Below are 16,801 nucleotides of genomic sequence, written 5' to 3'. Positions count from 1 at the left end.
GCCGACGGCGGCGGGGCCGCGCGGGCGGCCCGGACTGCCGCCGGGTCACCGCGGAGGCCCGCCGCCACACCGGCGTGGGAGCCGGCGGCCCCGCACCGGTCGCGGGCTGTGCCGCTACGCGGCGCCGTGGGCCGGGGCGATGTCCTCGATGCGCCGGGCCAGCCCGAAGTCCCGTTCCGTGAGCCGGCCGCCCGCCGCGTGCGTGGTGACGGCGACGGCGACCGACTGGTAACCCAGCGTCAGGTCACTGTGGTGGTTCAGCTCGTCCTGGATCTGCGCGATGTGCATCACGAGGACCGCCGCCGGGATGTGCGGCAGCCGGTATGTGCGCCGCAGGCTCATTCCGTCCTCGGAGAGGGACCATCCGGGCAGCTCGGCGAGGCGGTCCTCGATCTCCTTGTGCGACAGGGGCTCGGCGTAGGGTGACATGGTTTCATCGTGGCACCGCATACCCTGCGGAGCCATGACTGAGATCGCGGGAAATGGAACGGGCGCGGCGCTCCGGGTCGCGGTGGTCACCGGGGCCGGGTCCGGCGTCGGGCGGGCGGTGGCACGCGAACTGGCGGCCTCGGGCTGGGCCGTGGCCCTGGCCGGCCGGCGTGAGGAGGCGCTGCTCCGTACCGCCGAGGGACTGCCGGACGAGGCGGTCGCGGTCATCCCGACGGACGTCACCCGCCCGGAGGCGGTGGCGGCGCTGTTCGCCGCCGTGGGCGCCCGCTTCGGCCGCGTCGACCTGCTGTTCAACAACGCGGGCACAGGCGCGCCCGCCGTTCCGCTGGACGAGCTGACGTACGAGCAGTGGCGTGCCGTCGTCGACGTCAACCTGACCGGGGCGTTCCTGTGCGCACAGGCCGCCTTCCGGGCCATGCGCGCGCAGCGGCCGCAGGGCGGGCGGATCATCAACAACGGGTCGATCTCCGCGCACGCGCCGCGGCCGCTGAGCGCGCCGTACACGGCGACCAAGCACGCCGTCACCGGGCTGACGAAGTCCCTGTCGCTGGACGGCCGCCCCTACCGGATCGCCTGCGGCCAGATCGACATCGGCAACGCGGCCACGGAGATGACGGAGCGGATGGCCGCCGGGACCCTTCAGGCGGACGGGCGGCTGACGACCGAACCCCGGATGGACGTCGACGACGTGGCCCGGACCGTCGCGCACATGGCCTCGCTCCCGCTGGAGGCGAATGTGCAGTTCGCGACGGTGATGGCGACGAACATGCCCTACATCGGGCGCGGTTGAGGGCACCGCGGAGGAGAGGGCCGAGGGGAACGGCCACGCGCACGGCCGGAGTCGGGGGCCGGCCACAGCCACCCACGGCCGGATTCGACCACTTCACCCCCGAAAATGGTCAAGTCCGAAATACGTCCCATAGGACTGCTTGCGTCGCGTTACGTTGCGGCATGCTCTCCAAGCACCACCGCGACGTATGGTCAGAACCACCCGCAGACGAAGTCGGGTTTGAGGCCGGGACCCCCGAGCCGGAGACCGAGCTGATAGCGCTGCCCGGTCCCGTGTTCGTCGATTCCAGCGGGAGACGGGCCCGCGCGGTACGCAGGGCCGGCTGGCTGGTCGGCGCGGCGTGCTCCGTCTACACGGCGGCGCTGGCGCTCAGCCTCTCCGGCGCGACGCCGATCGCGCCGAAGACGCTGCTGCCGCTGCCGGGGGTGCCGAGCACAGCGCCGGACGACGCGGGCTCCTCGGGGACGGGAGAACTCGACGAACCGGCCGACCAGGCCGCACCCCCGGCGACGGCGGGCTTCATCCGGGCGGGGGCGGCGGCCGCGCCGTCCCCGTCCGGGGCGGTCCGCCTCGTGTCCTCCCCCAGTCCCAGTGCCTCCGCGACCAAGCGCCCGGCCAAGGGCGGCGGGGTCCCCGGCACCCCGCGGGCGACCGCGGGCAGCCCGGCCGCCCCGACCCCGACCGCCGGCGCGACCGCGACCGAACCGGTCGCGTCCGGCTCCCCTTCGGCGCAGCCCAGCGCCTCCGCGTCCCCCGCACCGGGTGTCTCCGACGCCCCGGTCGACCAGCAGCCGCAGGGCGGACAGTGACCGCCCTGCGCCCCCGCCTCGTCATACCCCTGCTCGCCCTCGTGATGCTCGTGTGCGTCCTGCTGCTCGGCGGCTACGTACGCGGCGACTTCGAGGCCGACCACCGGGTCCACCCGCCGGTCTCGGCGGACAAGGTGCCGGAGGCGGTACTGGAGGGCGGCCCGGTGGTCGACGCCACCGGCGACAGGCCCCGCTCGTACCGCACCCCGGACCGCACGATCGCCCTCACCTTCGACGACGGACCCGATCCGGTCTGGACGCCGGAGGTGCTCGACGTGCTCAAGCGGCAGCACGTGCGCGCCACCTTCTTCGTGACGGGCGGCATGGCCGCCCGTCACCCGGGGCTGATCCGGCGGATGGTCGCCGAGGGCCACGAGATCGGCGTGCACACCTTCTCCCACCCCGACCTGGTGTACCAGTCGCCGGGGCGGATCGACCGGGAGCTGTCCCAGACCCAGCTGGCGCTCGCGGGGGCCGCCGGCATCCACACCTCCCTGTTCCGTCCGCCCTACTCCTCGACCGCGGACGCGCTGGACGACCTGTCCTGGCCGGTCGTCCAGCGGGTCGGCCGGCAGGGCTACGTGACCGCCTTCATCGACCGCGACGCCGAGGACTGGCGGCGGCCCGGCGTGCAGGCGATCGTGGACGCCTCCGTGCCGGCGGAACCGGGCCAGGGCGCGATCGTGCTCATGCACGACGCCGGCGGCGACCGCTCGCAGACCGTGGCGGCGCTGGACCGGCTGATCCCGCTGCTCAAGGAGCGCGGCTACCGCTTCGACACCGTGGGCGGAGCGGTCGGCGCCACGTCCACCAACGGCAAGGTCACCGGCTCGGAACTGTGGAAGGGACGGGTCTTCGTCGCCGCGGTGGAGCTCTCCGAGGCCGCCGTGCCGGCGCTGGCCGTCGTGCTCGCCGGGGTGGGCCTGCTGGTCCTGGCCCGGTTCGCCGCCATGCTGGTGCTGGCGCGCCGGCACGCGCGACGGCGGCGGGCACCCGGCTTCGCCTGGGGGCCGGCGGTCACCGAACCGGTGAGCGTCATCGTGCCCGCGTACAACGAGAAGGAGTGCATCACCCACACCGTGCACTCCCTCGCCGCGAGCGACCACCCCGTGGAGATCGTGGTCGTCGACGACGGCTCGACCGACGGCACCGCCGACATCGTCGAGGCCCTGGACCTGCCCGGCGTCACCGTCGTGCGGCAGCCCAACAGCGGCAAGCCCGCGGCCCTCAACAACGGTGTGGCGCACGCCCGGAACGACCTCATCGTGATGATGGACGGCGACACGGTCTTCGAACCGGCCACCGTCCGCGAACTGGTGCAGCCCTTCGGCGACCCCCGGGTCGGCGCGGTCGCCGGCAACGCCAAGGTCGGCAACCGCACCCGGATGATCGGGCGCTGGCAGCACATCGAGTACGTGATGGGCTTCAACCTCGACCGCCGCATGTACGACCTGCTGCGCTGCATGCCCACCATCCCCGGCGCGTGCGGCGCCTTCCGGCGGGACGCGCTGCGCGACGTCGGTGGCATGAGCGACGAGACCCTCGCCGAGGACACGGACGTCACGATGGCGATGCACCGGGCCGGCTGGCACGTGGTGTACGCGGAGAACGCCCGCGCCTGGACCGAGGCGCCGTCCTCGGTACGGCAGTTGTGGAAGCAGCGGTACCGCTGGAGCTACGGCACCATGCAGGCGATGTGGAAGCACCGCGGAGCGGTCCTGGACCGCGGGCACTCCGGGCGCTTCGGCCGGGTCGGGCTGCCGCTGGTCGTCCTCTTCCAGGTGCTCGCGCCGCTGCTGGCGCCGCTCATCGACGTGTTCGCGATCTACGGGCTGGTCTTCATGGACCCGTTTCGCACCGCGCTCGCGTGGGCGGGCGTGCTCGCCGTGCAGGCCGCGTGCGCGGCGTACGCCTTCCGGCTGGACGGCGAACCGCTGCGCGACCTGTGGCCGCTGCCCCTCCAGCAGGTGCTGTACCGGCAGTTGATGTACCTGGTGCTGCTGCAGTCCTGTGTGACGGCCGTCAACGGCGGCCGGCTGGGCTGGCACAAGCTGCGGCGCACCGGCGAGGTCGGCGCGCCGACCTTAGGCAGCGGCACCGCCGGCCGCGTCTGAACCCCCGTACCCTCCCGAGGAGTCGACCCATGCCCGAAGCACGCGAGGCGGGAGCCCCGGCGGCCCCGCCCCGGCCCGCCGACGGCGCCGGGACGCACATACCGGGTCCACGGGGCGCCGCCCCGGCCGCCGGCTCCTCCGGGAGCGGCGGCGGGGGCGGCGGCCGTGACCGCTACCTCGACCTGCTGCGCGCCCTCGCGCTGGTACGGGTGGTCGTCTACCACACCTTCGGCTGGGCCTGGCTGACCCTGGTCTTCCCGTCCATCGGCATCATGTTCGCCCTGGCCGGGTCCCTGGCGGCGCACTCCCTGCAGCGGCCCGCGCTGTCCGTGGTGCGCGGCCGGCTGCGGCGTCTGCTGGTGCCCTTCTGGCTGTTCTCCGCGGCCGTGAACGTCCTGATGCTGCTCCACGGCTGGCGGCCGCACTCCTGGCGCCGGATGCTGCTGTGGATCCTGCCGCTGGCGGACCCGCCCGGCACCGCCTGGGCCGAGCAGATCATCGCCCCGCTCTGGTACATCCGCACCTACCTGTGGCTCGTGCTGCTCTCCCCGTGGCTGCTCAAGGCCTTCCGGGCGGCGCCGCGGCCGTGTCTGGCGGCGTGCGGCGCACTCGTCGTCCTCGCCCAGTACGACCGGCTGCCGCTCGCCGAGCCGGCCCTCACTCCGGTGGTCGACCTCGTCACCTTCGCGGCCTGCTGGCTGCTCGGCTTCGCGCACCGCGACGGCCTGCTGGACGCCCTGCGGGCCCGCACGGTGGTCGCCGCGGCCGCGCTCTGCCTCGTCGCGGGCGGCTGGTTCGCGTACACCCACCCCACCGACGAGGGGATCGACCTCGGCGAGATCCCGCTGGCCCAGGCACTGTGGTCGGCCGGTTTCGTCCTCCTGCTGCTGCGCTTCCGGCCCCGCCGGATGCACCTGGTGCCCGGCGCGGACGGAGCGGTGGGACTGCTCAACGCCCGCGCCGTCACGGTCTACCTGTGGCACGAGGTCGCGCTCTTCGCCAGCGTCCCGCTGATCGACCTGATGTGGGACGTGCCCTTCTTCGAGGCCCATCTCCCGCTCGACGCGACCTGGTTCCAGTTCCTCACCGTCTGGCCGCTCATCGGCGCGGCCGTCGTGCTGGTCGGCTGGACCGAGGACCTCGCCTCACGGCGCCGGCCGCGCCTGTGGCCGGCGGGCGGCAGGAAACGCGGGCGGCGGGCCCGCGGCCGCGCCGCCGGGGCCCGCTGAGTCAGCGCGGCGCCCGGACGTCGTCCGCACCGGGAGCGGACCCCACCCGGTCCCGCCCGCCGAGCAGCAGGACGACGCCCGCCGCGCCGCCGAGCAGCCAGACCAGGAGCGTCGCCGCCGTCCGGCCGGGCACCAGGATGGCCGGGACGGCCACGAGCGTCCCCGTGAGCACGACCGCGGCCGCCCGCCGGACGGTGCCGCCCTGCGCCCATTCGGGGCGAAGCGGGCCCGAGCGCCGCCAGAGGGTCCACAGCGCCGCCCCGGCGGGGAGGACGGCGAAAGCGGCGAAGGGCAGGGGCAGCGGCTCCGGCGCCGCCCTCGCCGGCTGGCCCACGGTGCTGATCGCGCCCACGGCCCAGGCGTGCGGAGTCCTCGCGCTGGCCGCCGGGGAACCGGACACCGCCCTCGCGCACTTCCGCCAGGCGGCCACCCCGGCCCGTACCTCCGCCCCGCAACTCGCCCGCCTCCGCCTCTGGCAGGCCCGCGCCCTGCGCGCCTCGGGCCGTCCGGGCGCCGCCGCCGAGGCCCCACGCCTGCTGCGCCCGGCCCGCGCGGTCGCGGAGGAGTACGGGATGGCACGGCTGGCCGCGGAGTGCGCGGCGCTGCTGGCCGAGACCGGCGGGGAGGAGTGAGGCAGACGAGTCGAGCTGTACGCCGGGTTCTGTTCCCGGTCGGCCTCGCGGCCGGCCGGGCGACGGCCATCCATCTAGGACCGGCGTTGCCACCGGTCTCGTGCGGTCTACCCGCGGACTCGGGCGGGCAGCCCTCGATCGTCCGCGCAGGACCGTCTCGCGACGGTCCCTCTTGACCTTGCTCCGGGTGGGGTTTACCTAGCTGCCCAGGTCACCCTGGGCACTGGTGGTCTCTTACACCACCGTTTCACCCTTACCGGGAGCCTCGCGGCCCCGGCGGTCTGTTTTCTGTGGCACTGTCCCGCGGGTCACCCCGGGTGGGCGTTACCCACCACCCTGCCTTGTGGAGCCCGGACGTTCCTCGGCAGGACCAGGGTCCTGACGCGGCCGCCCGCTCGGCTCGTCTGCCGTGGCGACCATGCTACCGGCCGATCACGCCGGGGTGAAAAGCACGGTGTGGCGACCGGGGTCGGCCCGCGTGAGGCGGACGGCGAGCGGCTCGCCGAGCGGGAGGGGGGCGGTGCCGCCGCGGACCCGGGCGACGACGGCCGGGTCACGGAGGTGGACGGTCCCGGCGGTCGGGTCGGAGTCCTTCACGTCGATGACGTACGCGTCGAAGACCTCGCCGACGCGGTCCTTGAGCAGGGCCGCCTCGACGAGGTCGAGGGAGGCGCTCTCGATGGTGCCCGCGAAGTGCGAGCCGCCGCGCATGGCGCCCGGCAGCTCGCGGAAGGCCGCCTCGACCCACTCCGGCGGCTCCTGGCCGGCCACCGCGGCGAGGCAGAACTCGGCGGCGTAGCGGTCGACGAGGCGGCGCAGGGGCGCCGTGCAGTGCGTGTACGCCTCGGCGACGGCGGCGTGCACGGCCGGCTCGGCGGGGTGACCGGGCCAGAAGGGCGTGTAGTCGGCGCCGCGGAACAGGCTGGTGGCCTCGTGGAGGAAGGCCGCGTGCGTGGTGCGCTGCGGGTCCAGGGTGCGGACGAGCTCGGCGTAGGAGGTCATGTGCGGCCAGTCGATGCGCAGCGCCGCGGCGACCCTGCGCAGCCTCGCCACCTCCCCGTGCGGGGCCAGCGGGAGCGTACGGAGGATGCCGGTGCCGGAACGGAGCATGACGCCGGCCGCGACCATGCCGGTGAGCAGGGAGATCTGGGCGTTCCAGGCCTCGACGGGGAGCGGCGCCCGGTACCGCAGCGCGTATCCGCCGTCGAGCTCCACGACCTCCTGCTCGGGCACGTTGAGGGAGATGCCGCCGCGGGCCCGCTCCTGCGCCTCGCGCAGCAGGCCGACGGCCCGCAGCAGGGCCACCGGCTCCTCGGCGGTACCGGCGTCGATCGCGTGCTGCACACCCGCGTAGTCGAGCCGGGCGCGGCTGCGGACGAGCGCACGGCGGACGTCGACGTCGGTGACCACCCCGTCCGCGTCGAGGTCCATCCGCCACAGCACGGCGGGCCGGTCCTGTCCGGGCAGCAGGCTGGCCGCCCCCTCACCCAGCACCGTCGGGTGCAGCGGCACCCGGACGTCGGGGAAGTACAGGGTCTGCACACGCCGGTGCGCCTCGGCGTCCAGCGCGCCGCCGGGTGCGACGAAGGCCGCGGCGTCGGCGATCGCGTACGACACCCGGTAGCCGCGGCCCCCCTCGCGGACCGCGAGGTGCATCGCCTGGTCCAGGTCGAGCGACCCGGGCGGGTCGACGGTGAAGAACGGCACGTCGGTGGCGTCGTACCCCGGCAGCCGGGGGTCGCGCGCGGCCTCCTCGGCCTCGGCGAGCACGCCCGCCGGGAAGTCCCGCCGCACCTGCAGCTCCGTGCGGAGCACGTCGAGCGCGGACCGCAACCGGGCTCCGTCGGCGGTGGTGACGCGGAGGGGACGACGAGGCATGGAGCGAGCCTAAGTCGCACGGTCGTAGGCTGCACTGCACCGGGGAAACGCGAAGGAGAACCACAGTGCTCGTCCTGCTACCGCCGTCCGAGGGCAAGGCAACCGACGGCACGGGCCCCGCCGTCGACCTGGGCTCCCTCTCCCTGCCCGGGCTCACCACGGCCCGCGCGACGGTGCTGGACGAGCTCGTCGGGCTCTGCGCGGGCGGCGACGAAGACAAGGCGGCGGACGTGCTCGGGCTCAGCCCCGGGCTGCGCGGCGAGATCGCCCGCAACGCGGGGCTGCGCGACGCGCGGACCCGGCCGGCCGGCGAGATCTACACCGGCGTGCTCTACGACGCGCTCGGCCTGGACACGCTGGACGCCGCCGCCCGCCGCCGGGCGGCCCGGTCGCTGCTGGTCTTCTCCGGGCTGTGGGGCGCGGTCGGCATCCGCGACGCGATCCCCGCGTACCGCTGCTCGATGGGTGTGAAGCTGCCCGCGCTCGGGTCGCTCGCCGCGTACTGGCGCACGCACCTCGCCGAGGCCCTCCCGGACGCGGCCGAGGCCGCGGGCGGCGGCCTGCTGCTCGACCTGCGGTCGTCGGCGTACGGGGCGGCGTGGAAGCCGGCGCCGCGCAGCGCGCTGGCCGGGCGGACGGCGACGGTGCGGGTGGTGCAGGCGGAGACGCGGAAGGTCGTCAGCCACTTCAACAAGGCGACGAAGGGGCGGATCGTGCGGGCCCTCCTGGAGTCCGGGGCGCGCCCCGAGAACCCCGACGCGCTGGTCGCGGCCCTGCGGGATCTGGGCTTCACGGTGGAGGTGGCTGCGCCGGGGCGGCTCGACGTTCTGGTGACCGACGTCCACTGAGTTTTGTGCGGGGTGGTTGTGGTTGCGGTCCGTTGTCGTGTGCGGGTCGTTCGCGCCTGCGGGCGGCTGCGCCGGCCCACCACGCACGCGCGAGCCCCGCACCAACCATCCGGGGCAATCGGGCGGGAGGGCGGGGGATGCCCGCCGCAGGCGCAAACAACCCGCACACGAGCAACCGCGCCGCAAGGCGCACCGTTGCGCAAGGTGCAACGCCCGTTGCGGAGACCGCAGCCGCCCGGCACGATGCCACCGTGCTGAGCCTCACCCCCGGCGCCCCCGGCGCCCCCTCCCCCGCCAACGCCCCCGTCATCCCCGTGCTCACGCTGGACGACCCCGCCGACGCGCCCCCGCTCGTCCGCGCCCTGGCCCGCGGGGGGTTGACCGCGGTGGAGATCACGCTGCGGACGCCCGCCGCGCTGGAGGCGATCGCCGCGGCGGCCCGCGAGGTGCCGGAGGCGGTCGTGGGGGCCGGGACCTTGGTGCGGGCGGAGCAGGTGGGGGCGGCGGCGCGGGCGGGGGCGCGGTTCCTGGTGAGCCCGGGGTGGACGGAGGGCCTGCTGGACGCGATGACCGCGTCCGGGCTGCCGTTCCTGCCCGGAGTGTCGACCGCCTCCGAGGTTGTCGCCCTGGCCGAACGCGGTGTGCGGGAGCTGAAGTTCTTCCCCGCGGAGGCGGCCGGCGGCACGGCGTACCTCAAGGCGCTGGCCGCCCCGCTGCCGGAGATCCGGTTCTGCCCGACCGGCGGTATCGACGCGGCCCGCGCTCCGGCCTACCTCGCCCTGCCGAACGTCGCCTGTGTGGGCGGCAGTTGGATGGTCCCGCAGGACGCCCTGCGGGACCGCGACTGGGACCGGGTGGAGCACCTCGCCCGCGAGGCGGCCGGACTGCGCGCGCCGGCGCCGCCGTCAGCGCAGGTGTGACGTGTCGTTGAGCAGCCTCAGCGACGCGTTCCCGTCCCCGTAGTACGCCACCGCCGACAGCGCCGCCGCCGACAGCTCCATCCGGAACAGCGACTCCGGCGGGGCCCCCAGGGCGAGCCGGACCAGGGTCTTGATCGGCGTGACGTGGGTGACCACCAGCACCGTGCGCCCGGCGTAGCGGGCGATGAGCTTGTCCCGGGTCAGGGAGACCCGGCGGGCGACGGCGGCGAAGCTCTCCCCGCCGGGCGGGGCGGTCTTCGCGGAGCCGAGCCAGGCGTCGAGTTCGGCCGGGTGGCGTTCCTTCACCTCGGCGAAGGTCAGCCCCTCCCACGCGCCGAAGTCGGTCTCGCGCAGCCCTTCGTCGACGCGCAGGTCGAGGCCGAGCCGGTCCGCGACGGTCTGCGCGGTCTGCCGGCAGCGGGCCAGCGGCGAGGTGACGACGGCCTGGACGGTGCCGCGGGCGGCGAGGGAGTCGGCGACGCGCTGGGCCTGCCAGCGGCCCTTCTCGGAGAGTTCCGGGTCGTCGCCCCCGCTGCCGGAGAAGCGCTTCTCCGCCGTGAGCGGGGTCTCCCCGTGGCGCAGCAGGACGAACGTGGTGGGCGTGCCGAGGTCGGCCGCCGCGGCCCAGTCGGCGGGCGGGGCCTTGGGGGCCTCGTCCGCGGGTTCGGTGGCGACGGCGGCAGGCGAGGCGTCCGCCGCGGAGGAGGAGCGGCGGGGTTCCCACTGCTTGCCGCGCTTGCCCGCGTCCATCGCCTCGTTGGCGAGCCGGTCGGCGTGCTTGTTCTTCTCGCGCGGGATCCACTCGTAGCTGACCTGCTCCGCCGGCAGGACCGTCTTCGCCTCGGCGGCCAGCGGCCGCATGTCCGGGTGCTTGATCTTCCAGCGGCCGGACATCTGCTCGACGACCAGCTTGGAGTCCATGCGCACCCGCACCCGGGCCTGCGGGTCGATCGCGTGCGCGGCACGCAGCCCGGCGATCAGGCCCCGGTACTCGGCGACGTTGTTGGTGTGCGTGCCGATGAACTCGGCGGCCTCGGCGAGCACTTCGCCCGTGGCGCCGTCGCAGACGACGGCGCCGTACCCGGCCGGTCCCGGGTTGCCCCGGGACCCGCCGTCGGCCTCCACCACCAACGTACGGGCCATTACAGGCCCGACTCGGGGGTGCGGACGAGGATGCGGCGGCAGTTCTCGCAGCGCACGACCTCGTCGGCGGCGGCCGCCCGCACCTCGTTGAGCTCCGTGATGTTCAGCTCCAGCCGGCAGCCCTCGCAGCGCTTCTGGTAGAGCCGGGCGGCGCCGACGCCGCCGGACTGGCCGCGCAGCTTGTCGTAGAGCTTCATCAGGTCGGCGGGCACCGAACCGGCGATGATCTCGCGCTCCTTGACGACCGTGGAGCCCTCGGCGTCGATCTCCCGCAGCACGGTGCTGCGGCGCTCCTCGGACTCGCCCGCCTTGGCCTGCACGGACTCCAGGCGGCCGGTCAGCTCCTGGACCCGCTCCTGCAGGCCCTCACGGCGTTCCATGACCTCCAGGACGACGTCCTCGAGGTCGCTCTGCCGTTTGGCGAGCGAGGTGATCTCGCGCTGCAGGTTCTCCAGGTCCTTGGGGGAGGAGACCGCGCCGGAGTCCAGCCGCTCCTGGTCGCGGACGGCGCGCTTGCGCACCTGGTCCACGTCCTGCTCGGCCTTGGTCTGCTCGCGGGCGGTGTCGCTCTCCTCGGTCTGGGCGGCGACCAGCAGGTCGCGCAGCTGGGTCACGTCGGAGCCGAGGCGCTCGATCTCCGCGTGCTCGGGGAGGTTCTTGCGCTTGTGTTCCAACTGCGCGAGGCGCGAGTCGAGGGCCTGGACCTCGAGCAGTCGGATCTGGTCTGCGGGCGCGGCTTTCAGCGGGGGGCTCCTGAGGTCGTGGGTTCGTCAAGGGGAAGTGCCTGGGCGTGGGCCGTCCACGGGTCGGTGACGGCGCGTGACACATAGGTGCGCAGCGCCCAGCCGTGCCGTTCGGAGACCTCGTCGAGCCGGCGCGCGGCCTGCTCGCACCAGGGCCACTCGGTGGCCCAGTGGGCGGCGTCGACGAGTGCCGGCGGACCCGCCTGCCGCGCCTCGGACGCCGGGTGGTGGCGCAGGTCGGCGGTGAGGTAGACGTCCACCCCGGCCCTGCGTACGTCGTCGAAGAGGCTGTCGCCGGAGCCGCCGCACACCGCGACGGTGCGGACCTGCCGCTCGGGGTCGCCCGCGACACGCAGCCCGGTCGCGGTGGCCGGCAGGCCGGCCGCCGCCCGGCGGGCGAAGTCCGCCAGTGTCATCGGCTCGGGCAGCTCACCGATGCGGCCGAGGCCGCGGCGTCCGGCCGGGTCGGCCGGGTCGGGCACGAGGGGGCCGGTGACGCGCAGGCCGACGGCCTCGGCGAGGGCGTCGGAGACCCCGGGGTCGGCCCGGTCGGCGTTGGTGTGCGCCACGTGCAGCGCGATGCCGTTCCTGATCAGGGTGTGCACGACGCGGCCCTTGAAGCCGGTCGCCGCGACCGTCGTCGTCCCGCGCAGGTAGAGGGGGTGGTGCGTGACCAGCAGGTCGGCGCCGGTGGCGATCGCCTCGTCGACGACCTCCCGGACCGGGTCGACGGCGAACAGCACCCGGCCGACCTCGGCGTCCGGGTCCCCGCACACGAGCCCGACGGCGTCCCACTGCTCGGCCCACGCCGGGGGCCAGAGGGCTTCGAGGGCGGCGATGACGTCGGACAGTTTCGGCACGGGTCGAGGTTACCGCGCCGGTGCCGGGCGGCCGGAATCCCGGGCTGGTCATGAGCACACCGAGCATCCGAAGTCCGACGGAACGGGACGAGCGCCACCCTTACGTGTGAAGACCACCAACTCGTGTCGGACGCCCGGGCGTGCGAAAACTAGCGTCGTGGCCCGGAGGTGAGCCACACCATGACAGCCTGCGCCACCGAGACCACCACCGTGCGACGGGCCGGGTTCACGATCGCCGCGGACGGCTCCTACGCCGCCTGCCTGGCTCAGGGACCCGAGGGGGACGACGGCTGGTACCCCGAGCGCTGGACGCTCGGCGGGCCCGAGCCGTACACCGTGCCGCTGCCCGGCAACCAGCCCGAGGAACGGTGCTCCGAGGTCATGCCGCTGCCCGACGGCCGCGTGCTGATCCGCCGCCGGGTCGCCGACCGGTTCGACCTCGCCCTGCTCTACCCGACCGGTCCCGGCACCGGCGAACAGCTCATCGGCTCGCTGCCGGGCGGGGAGGCGGAGGCGCGGCTGCTGCCTCCGGTCGCCTCCGGCGAGGTGTACGCCCTCACCTACGACCCGGCACGCGAGGTGTCCGCGGTGTGGCTCGTCCACGACGACCGGGATCTGCGGCCGCGCCGGCTCGCGGAGGTCCCGGGCCGCTGCGGGGGCGGCGCGTGGCTGGACCGGGCCGGACGTCTGCTCGCGCTGGACCGCGAGGCGGAGGGGACGGTCAAGACGGTCGCCGTCGACCTGGAGCGGGCCGGGACGGTCAGCCCGCTGCTGCAGATCACCGAGGCGAGCAACGACCGGCTGCTGCTCGCGGAGCCGGACAGCGGGCTGCTGATAGTGCGCAGCGACGCCACCGGCGAGGACCGGATCGGCTGGGGCGTGCTGGGCAGTCGCCGGCCGATGCGGTTCGCCGAGTGCCTGCGCGTCCCGGACGCGGTGCTCACCCCGTTCGCGGCCCAGCCCGGCCAGGTGCTGATGCCCGAGGCGTGCGCCGTGGCGCTGCGCGCGGACGGACCGCACGGCACGTCGCTGGCGGTCTGGCGGCCCGGGGAACGCCGCGCCACCTGGCTGTCCGCGCCCGAGGGATGGCTGGCGGGGGCGGGCCTGTGGTCGGCCCGGGGGGTGCTGCGTCTGCCGTACGCCTGCGCGCACTGCCCGTGCGGCACGGTGGAGTACGAGGCGCCGGCCGCGGTGTCCTCGCCGTCCCCGGCGGGGAGCGCGGCGGAGGGCGCTCCCCCGGCCGTCCCGGACGGGGGAAGGACGAGCCCCGTGCTCCCGTTGCAGAAGGCGCCGCTGGCCACGGGATCTTGAATCGGTAAACTCCTGCGGCGTTCCGCGCACCCTGCAAGCTAGTCGACGGAGAGTCTTCCCATGTCCGATGCCCGACACGACACCGCCGCCGAGGCCCGCCTCGAGGACGGTAACGCCGAGGGCCCGCACGCCGGCCGCCACCGCGGTACGGCTTCCGCCCAAGAGAACGCCCAGGTGGTCGAGGCGCCGCACGGCCGCCACCGCCGCCCCTCCGGGCCCCCCGCCATGGAGGTCTGACGGGCCCCGGGCCCGTTTCAGCCCTCGTGGCGCAGGGCCTGGACGTCGGTGGCGGCGAAGGTGTCACCGGGGTCACGGCCCGCCCAGTACGGGGTGAGCAGGTCGTCCAGCTCGTCGTGGGTGAACGCCTCCTTGGCGGTGTCGAACTTCGCCGCGACACGGGGGCGGTCCATCACCGCCACCATCCCGCCGTGCACGACGAACAACTGGCCGGTGATCCGGTCGGCCGCCGGTGACGACAGGTAGCCGACGAGCGGGGCGACATGCTCCACCCCCAGCGGGTCCGGTCCGTCCCCGGGCCGGCCGAGGCCCGCGAAGACGTCCTCGGTCATCCGCGTGCGCGCCCGGGGGCAGATGGCGTTGACGCGTACGCCGTACCTGCCGAGGGCCGCGGCCGTCGACGAGGTGAGGCCGACGATGCCGCCCTTGGCGGCCTCGTAGTGGGGCCGGCCGGCCGAGCCGGCGAGGAACGCCTCGGACGAGGTGTTGACGATCCGGCCGTAGACCGGGGGCGTCCGTGGTCCTGGCGCGCTCGCGCCAGTGGGCGGCGGCGAACCGGGTGGTGGCGAAGTGGCCCCTCAGATGGACCCGGACGACGGAGTCCCACTCGTCCTCGGCCATCGAGAAGACCATCCGGTCCCGCAGGATGCGGGCGTTGTTGACCAGGACGTCGAGCGCCCCGTACGTGGCGACCGCGAGCCGCACCAGGTCCCGCGCCTGGTCGCAGTCGGCGACGTCCCCGTGGTGCGCCGCGTGGCCGCCGGCTGCGGTGATCTCGGCGACGACCTCGTCCGCGGGGCTCGCCGACGCCTCGCCGGAGCCGTCGCGGCCGGGCTGCCCGTAGTCCCGGACGAGTTCGGCGCTGCGGGGTTCGGCCGAGGTGGCGGCGACGACGTCGATCGGCATGTCCGGCGGCTCCTTCGCTGCGCGGTGGGCCCTGGCGCGGCCGTCCGCACCGTCGGCCCCGCCAGGGCGTGCAGTAGAACGTGTTCTAGCCAGCCCATGCATAACGTATCGCCCCGGCCCCGGGAATAGCTGACGCGTCGTCAAAATAACCTTCCGCCAGTGACATTTGTCCTGCCCGGGTCCGTACATTCCCCACTGACCCCGCGGTGGCCCCCGGTCGTAGTGTCGGTGACATGACGACGACAGTGAGTTTCACCAGGGCCGTCAAGGCGTTCGGCGCGGTACGCGCGGTGGACGGCGTCGACCTGGCGATCCGGCGGGGGGAGTCCGTCGCCCTGCTCGGCCGCAACGGCGCGGGCAAGTCCACCGCGATCAGCCTGCTGCTCGGGCTCAACGAGCCCGACGAGGGCGAGGTCCGGCTCTTCGGCGGCACCCCGCACACCGCGGTCCGCGCGGGCCGGGTCGGCGCGATGCTGCAGGACGGCCGGCCGATCCCCCGCGTGACCGTGCGCGAACTGATCACCTTCGTGGCGCGCACCTACCCTTCCCCGCTGCCCGTCGCCGAGGCCCTGGAGCTGGCCGGCCTCACCGAGGTCGCCGGCCGCCGGGCCGACCGGCTCTCCGGCGGCCAGGCGCAGCGGGTCCGCTTCGCCGTGGCCCTGGCCGGCAACCCCGAGCTCATCGTGCTGGACGAGCCCACCGCCGCCCTCGACGTCGAGGCCCGGCGCGCCTTCTGGGACTCGATGCGGGCCTACGCGGCCCGCGGCAACACCGTGCTGTTCTCCACCCACTACCTGGAGGAGGCGGACGAGAACGCCGACCGCATCGTCGTCATCGACCGCGGCCGTGTCGTCGCCGACGACAGCGGCGAGCGCATCAAGCGCGCGGTCGGCGGCAACCTCGTCTCCTTCGACCTGGCCGGGACCCCCACCGAGGGCCTGCGGCAGCTGCCCGGGGTGGTGTCCGTCGAGGTCCGCGGCGACCGCGCGCTGCTGCGCTCCGCGGACTCCGACGCCACCGTCCTCGCCCTCGCCGGCCGCGGCCTGGTCCGCGGCCTGACGGTGACCGCCGCCAGCCTGGAGGACGCGTTCCTCTCCCTCACCGCGCGGTCCGCCGCGCAGGACGACGCCCCCATCACCGCCGAAGACACCATCGCCCTCGCCGAGGAGAAGGTCTGATGCTGCTCGCCTACGTCTCGCTGGAGATCCGCCGCACCCTGCGCGACGCCGGATTCGTGATCTTCGGCGTCGGCATGCCCGTCATGATGTACCTGCTCTTCACCAACCTCGGGGTCTCCGGCTCGGAGGAGGACAAGGCCGCCTCGCTGGCCGCCATGATCGGCATGGCCGCGTACGGCGCCCTGGGCTCGGCGGTGTCCACCGGGTCGAGCGTCGCCGAGGACAAGGGCCTCGGCTGGCTCCGCCAGCTGCGGATCACCCCCATGTCGCCGCTGCTGGTCGTCACCGGCCGCTGCATCAGCGGCTCGGTCACCGTGCTGCCCGCCATCCTGGCCGTCCTGCTGGCCGGCGGCCTCGTCAACGGCGTCGCACTGGAGCCCTGGCAGTGGGCCGCCGTCGGCGGGCTGCTGTGGGTCGGCACCGCCCCCTTCACCCTGCTCGGCCTCGGCAACGGCTACCGGCTGTCCGGGCAGACCACCGGCGTGGTGAACATGGCCTGCAACCTGGGCCTGTCCGTCGTCGGCGGGCTGTGGATCCCCTCGGCCGTCTTCCCCGGCTGGCTGCGGGCGGTCTCCGAGTGGACCCCGTCCCACCGCTTCGGGCAGCTCGGCTGGAGCATCGCGGACGGCGCGCTCCCCCGGGCGGGTACCGTCGCGGTGCTCGCCGCGTGGACGGCCCTGTTCGGCGCGTACGCCGTCTACGCCTACCGCCGCTCGGCACGCACCCCGTGAGTCCCGCCCGCACAGCGCAGGA

17 protein-coding genes, 1 other RNA gene and 1 pseudogene are annotated in these 16,801 nt (G+C 74.7%); 11 read left to right on the top strand and 8 right to left on the bottom strand.

The window, feature by feature from the left end; all coding sequences use genetic code 11:
• Window positions 1-114 precede the first annotated feature (114 nt).
• Entirely contained in the window at window positions 115-429 is a 315-nt protein-coding gene (locus tag PV342_RS08780) for a 4a-hydroxytetrahydrobiopterin dehydratase (protein WP_360998988.1), read from the bottom strand.
• Between the two features lie 34 nt (window positions 430-463).
• Between PV342_RS08780 and PV342_RS08775 the strand changes: the two genes are divergently transcribed.
• From PV342_RS08775 to PV342_RS08760, 4 genes are all read left to right on the top strand, one after another.
• Entirely contained in the window at window positions 464-1,240 is a 777-nt protein-coding gene (locus PV342_RS08775) for an SDR family oxidoreductase (protein ID WP_386988811.1), read from the top strand.
• 161 nt (window positions 1,241-1,401) lie between these two features.
• Window positions 1,402-2,049 (top strand): hypothetical protein, encoded by a 648-nt coding sequence (locus tag PV342_RS08770; protein ID WP_500316432.1) that lies wholly within the window; start codon window positions 1,402-1,404, stop codon window positions 2,047-2,049.
• The gene (locus PV342_RS08765; RefSeq protein WP_400802099.1) at window positions 2,046-4,163 is read left to right on the top strand and encodes a bifunctional polysaccharide deacetylase/glycosyltransferase family 2 protein; all 2,118 of its coding nucleotides are present in this window, start codon (window positions 2,046-2,048) and stop codon (window positions 4,161-4,163) included. Before PV342_RS08770 ends, PV342_RS08765 begins: the two co-directional genes overlap by 4 nt.
• 29 nt (window positions 4,164-4,192) lie before the next feature.
• Window positions 4,193-5,392 (top strand): acyltransferase family protein, encoded by a 1,200-nt coding sequence (locus PV342_RS08760; RefSeq protein WP_500316430.1) that lies wholly within the window; start codon window positions 4,193-4,195, stop codon window positions 5,390-5,392.
• A 1-nt stretch (window position 5,393) separates the two neighbouring features.
• On the opposite strand, the gene PV342_RS08755 is transcribed toward PV342_RS08760, so the two are convergent.
• The gene (locus tag PV342_RS08755) at window positions 5,394-5,744 is read right to left on the bottom strand and encodes a hypothetical protein (protein ID WP_500316428.1); all 351 of its coding nucleotides are present in this window, start codon (window positions 5,742-5,744) and stop codon (window positions 5,394-5,396) included.
• On the opposite strand from PV342_RS08755, the gene PV342_RS08750 reads away from it, so the two are divergent.
• On the top strand, window positions 5,728-6,024 hold the full coding sequence (locus PV342_RS08750) for a hypothetical protein (RefSeq protein ID WP_400802105.1): 297 nt from the start codon (window positions 5,728-5,730) through the stop codon (window positions 6,022-6,024). The two genes, PV342_RS08755 and PV342_RS08750, sit on opposite strands and share 17 nt — an antisense overlap.
• A gap of 2 nt (window positions 6,025-6,026) precedes the next feature.
• On the opposite strand, the gene rnpB is transcribed toward PV342_RS08750, so the two are convergent.
• Both rnpB and PV342_RS08740 read right to left on the bottom strand, forming a co-directional pair.
• Window positions 6,027-6,427: RNase P RNA component class A (rnpB, locus tag PV342_RS08745), an RNA gene on the bottom strand.
• Between the two features lie 29 nt (window positions 6,428-6,456).
• Window positions 6,457-7,902, bottom strand: a complete 1,446-nt coding sequence (locus PV342_RS08740; RefSeq protein WP_500316427.1) for an RNB domain-containing ribonuclease — start codon at window positions 7,900-7,902, stop codon at window positions 6,457-6,459.
• Window positions 7,903-7,967: 65 nt separating this feature from the next.
• On the opposite strand from PV342_RS08740, the gene yaaA reads away from it, so the two are divergent.
• The gene (yaaA, locus tag PV342_RS08735) at window positions 7,968-8,750 is read left to right on the top strand and encodes a peroxide stress protein YaaA (RefSeq protein WP_018556869.1); all 783 of its coding nucleotides are present in this window, start codon (window positions 7,968-7,970) and stop codon (window positions 8,748-8,750) included.
• Window positions 8,751-9,001: 251 nt separating this feature from the next.
• Window positions 9,002-9,670 carry a bifunctional 4-hydroxy-2-oxoglutarate aldolase/2-dehydro-3-deoxy-phosphogluconate aldolase gene (eda, locus tag PV342_RS08730; protein ID WP_386993521.1) on the top strand — a complete coding sequence of 223 codons (669 nt, stop codon included), beginning with the start codon at window positions 9,002-9,004 and terminating at the stop codon, window positions 9,668-9,670.
• On the opposite strand, the gene PV342_RS08725 is transcribed toward eda, so the two are convergent.
• The 3 genes from PV342_RS08725 to PV342_RS08715 are packed head-to-tail and all read right to left on the bottom strand — an operon-like array spanning window position 9,656 to window position 12,416.
• Window positions 9,656-10,813 (bottom strand): bifunctional RNase H/acid phosphatase, encoded by a 1,158-nt coding sequence (locus tag PV342_RS08725; protein WP_500316424.1) that lies wholly within the window; start codon window positions 10,811-10,813, stop codon window positions 9,656-9,658. The two genes, eda and PV342_RS08725, sit on opposite strands and share 15 nt — an antisense overlap.
• The gene (locus PV342_RS08720; RefSeq protein ID WP_386993753.1) at window positions 10,813-11,556 is read right to left on the bottom strand and encodes a zinc ribbon domain-containing protein; all 744 of its coding nucleotides are present in this window, start codon (window positions 11,554-11,556) and stop codon (window positions 10,813-10,815) included. Before PV342_RS08720 ends, PV342_RS08725 begins: the two co-directional genes overlap by 1 nt.
• Entirely contained in the window at window positions 11,553-12,416 is an 864-nt protein-coding gene (locus PV342_RS08715; protein ID WP_018556865.1) for a Nif3-like dinuclear metal center hexameric protein, read from the bottom strand. Before PV342_RS08715 ends, PV342_RS08720 begins: the two co-directional genes overlap by 4 nt.
• A 180-nt stretch (window positions 12,417-12,596) precedes the next feature.
• Between PV342_RS08715 and PV342_RS08710 the strand changes: the two genes are divergently transcribed.
• Window positions 12,597-13,727 carry a hypothetical protein gene (locus PV342_RS08710; RefSeq protein WP_400802113.1) on the top strand — a complete coding sequence of 377 codons (1,131 nt, stop codon included), beginning with the start codon at window positions 12,597-12,599 and terminating at the stop codon, window positions 13,725-13,727.
• Window positions 13,728-13,787: 60 nt separating this feature from the next.
• Window positions 13,788-13,964, top strand: a complete 177-nt coding sequence (locus tag PV342_RS08705; protein ID WP_360999006.1) for a hypothetical protein — start codon at window positions 13,788-13,790, stop codon at window positions 13,962-13,964.
• A gap of 17 nt (window positions 13,965-13,981) precedes the next feature.
• Here PV342_RS08705 and PV342_RS08700 read toward each other — a convergent pair.
• Window positions 13,982-14,828 (bottom strand): annotated as a pseudogene (locus PV342_RS08700) (SDR family oxidoreductase); the annotation flags it as partial.
• Window positions 14,829-15,103: 275 nt separating this feature from the next.
• On the opposite strand from PV342_RS08700, the gene PV342_RS08695 reads away from it, so the two are divergent.
• Window positions 15,104-16,048, top strand: a complete 945-nt coding sequence (locus PV342_RS08695; RefSeq protein WP_386993525.1) for an ABC transporter ATP-binding protein — start codon at window positions 15,104-15,106, stop codon at window positions 16,046-16,048.
• Window positions 16,048-16,779: an ABC transporter permease gene (locus tag PV342_RS08690; RefSeq protein ID WP_386993526.1), complete on the top strand. Its 732-nt coding sequence runs from the start codon at window positions 16,048-16,050 to the stop codon at window positions 16,777-16,779. Before PV342_RS08695 ends, PV342_RS08690 begins: the two co-directional genes overlap by 1 nt.
• Window positions 16,780-16,801: the final 22 nt, after the last annotated feature.

The organism is Streptomyces sp. PA03-3a, from assembly GCF_033792735.1.
Lineage (GTDB): Bacteria > Actinomycetota > Actinomycetes > Streptomycetales > Streptomycetaceae > Actinacidiphila.
The sequence above is the reverse complement of the archived record's forward strand: the minus strand, read 5'-3'. Positions and strand labels throughout refer to the sequence as shown.

Bases quoted from the DNA above. Each gene is read 5' to 3' on its own strand.
- PV342_RS08780 (WP_360998988.1), bottom strand. From the start codon at position 429: ATGTCACCCTACGCCGAGCCCCTGTCGCACAAGGAGATCGAGGACCGC.
- PV342_RS08775 (WP_386988811.1), top strand. From the start codon at position 464: ATGACTGAGATCGCGGGAAATGGAACGGGCGCGGCGCTCCGGGTCGCG.
- PV342_RS08770 (WP_500316432.1), top strand. From the start codon at position 1,402: ATGCTCTCCAAGCACCACCGCGACGTATGGTCAGAACCACCCGCAGAC.
- PV342_RS08760 (WP_500316430.1), top strand. From the start codon at position 4,193: ATGCCCGAAGCACGCGAGGCGGGAGCCCCGGCGGCCCCGCCCCGGCCC.
- PV342_RS08740 (WP_500316427.1), bottom strand. From the start codon at position 7,902: ATGCCTCGTCGTCCCCTCCGCGTCACCACCGCCGACGGAGCCCGGTTG.
- PV342_RS08725 (WP_500316424.1), bottom strand. From the start codon at position 10,813: ATGGCCCGTACGTTGGTGGTGGAGGCCGACGGCGGGTCCCGGGGCAAC.
- PV342_RS08710 (WP_400802113.1), top strand. From the start codon at position 12,597: ATGACAGCCTGCGCCACCGAGACCACCACCGTGCGACGGGCCGGGTTC.
- PV342_RS08705 (WP_360999006.1), top strand. From the start codon at position 13,788: ATGTCCGATGCCCGACACGACACCGCCGCCGAGGCCCGCCTCGAGGAC.
- PV342_RS08695 (WP_386993525.1), top strand. From the start codon at position 15,104: ATGACGACGACAGTGAGTTTCACCAGGGCCGTCAAGGCGTTCGGCGCG.
- PV342_RS08690 (WP_386993526.1), top strand. From the start codon at position 16,048: ATGCTGCTCGCCTACGTCTCGCTGGAGATCCGCCGCACCCTGCGCGAC.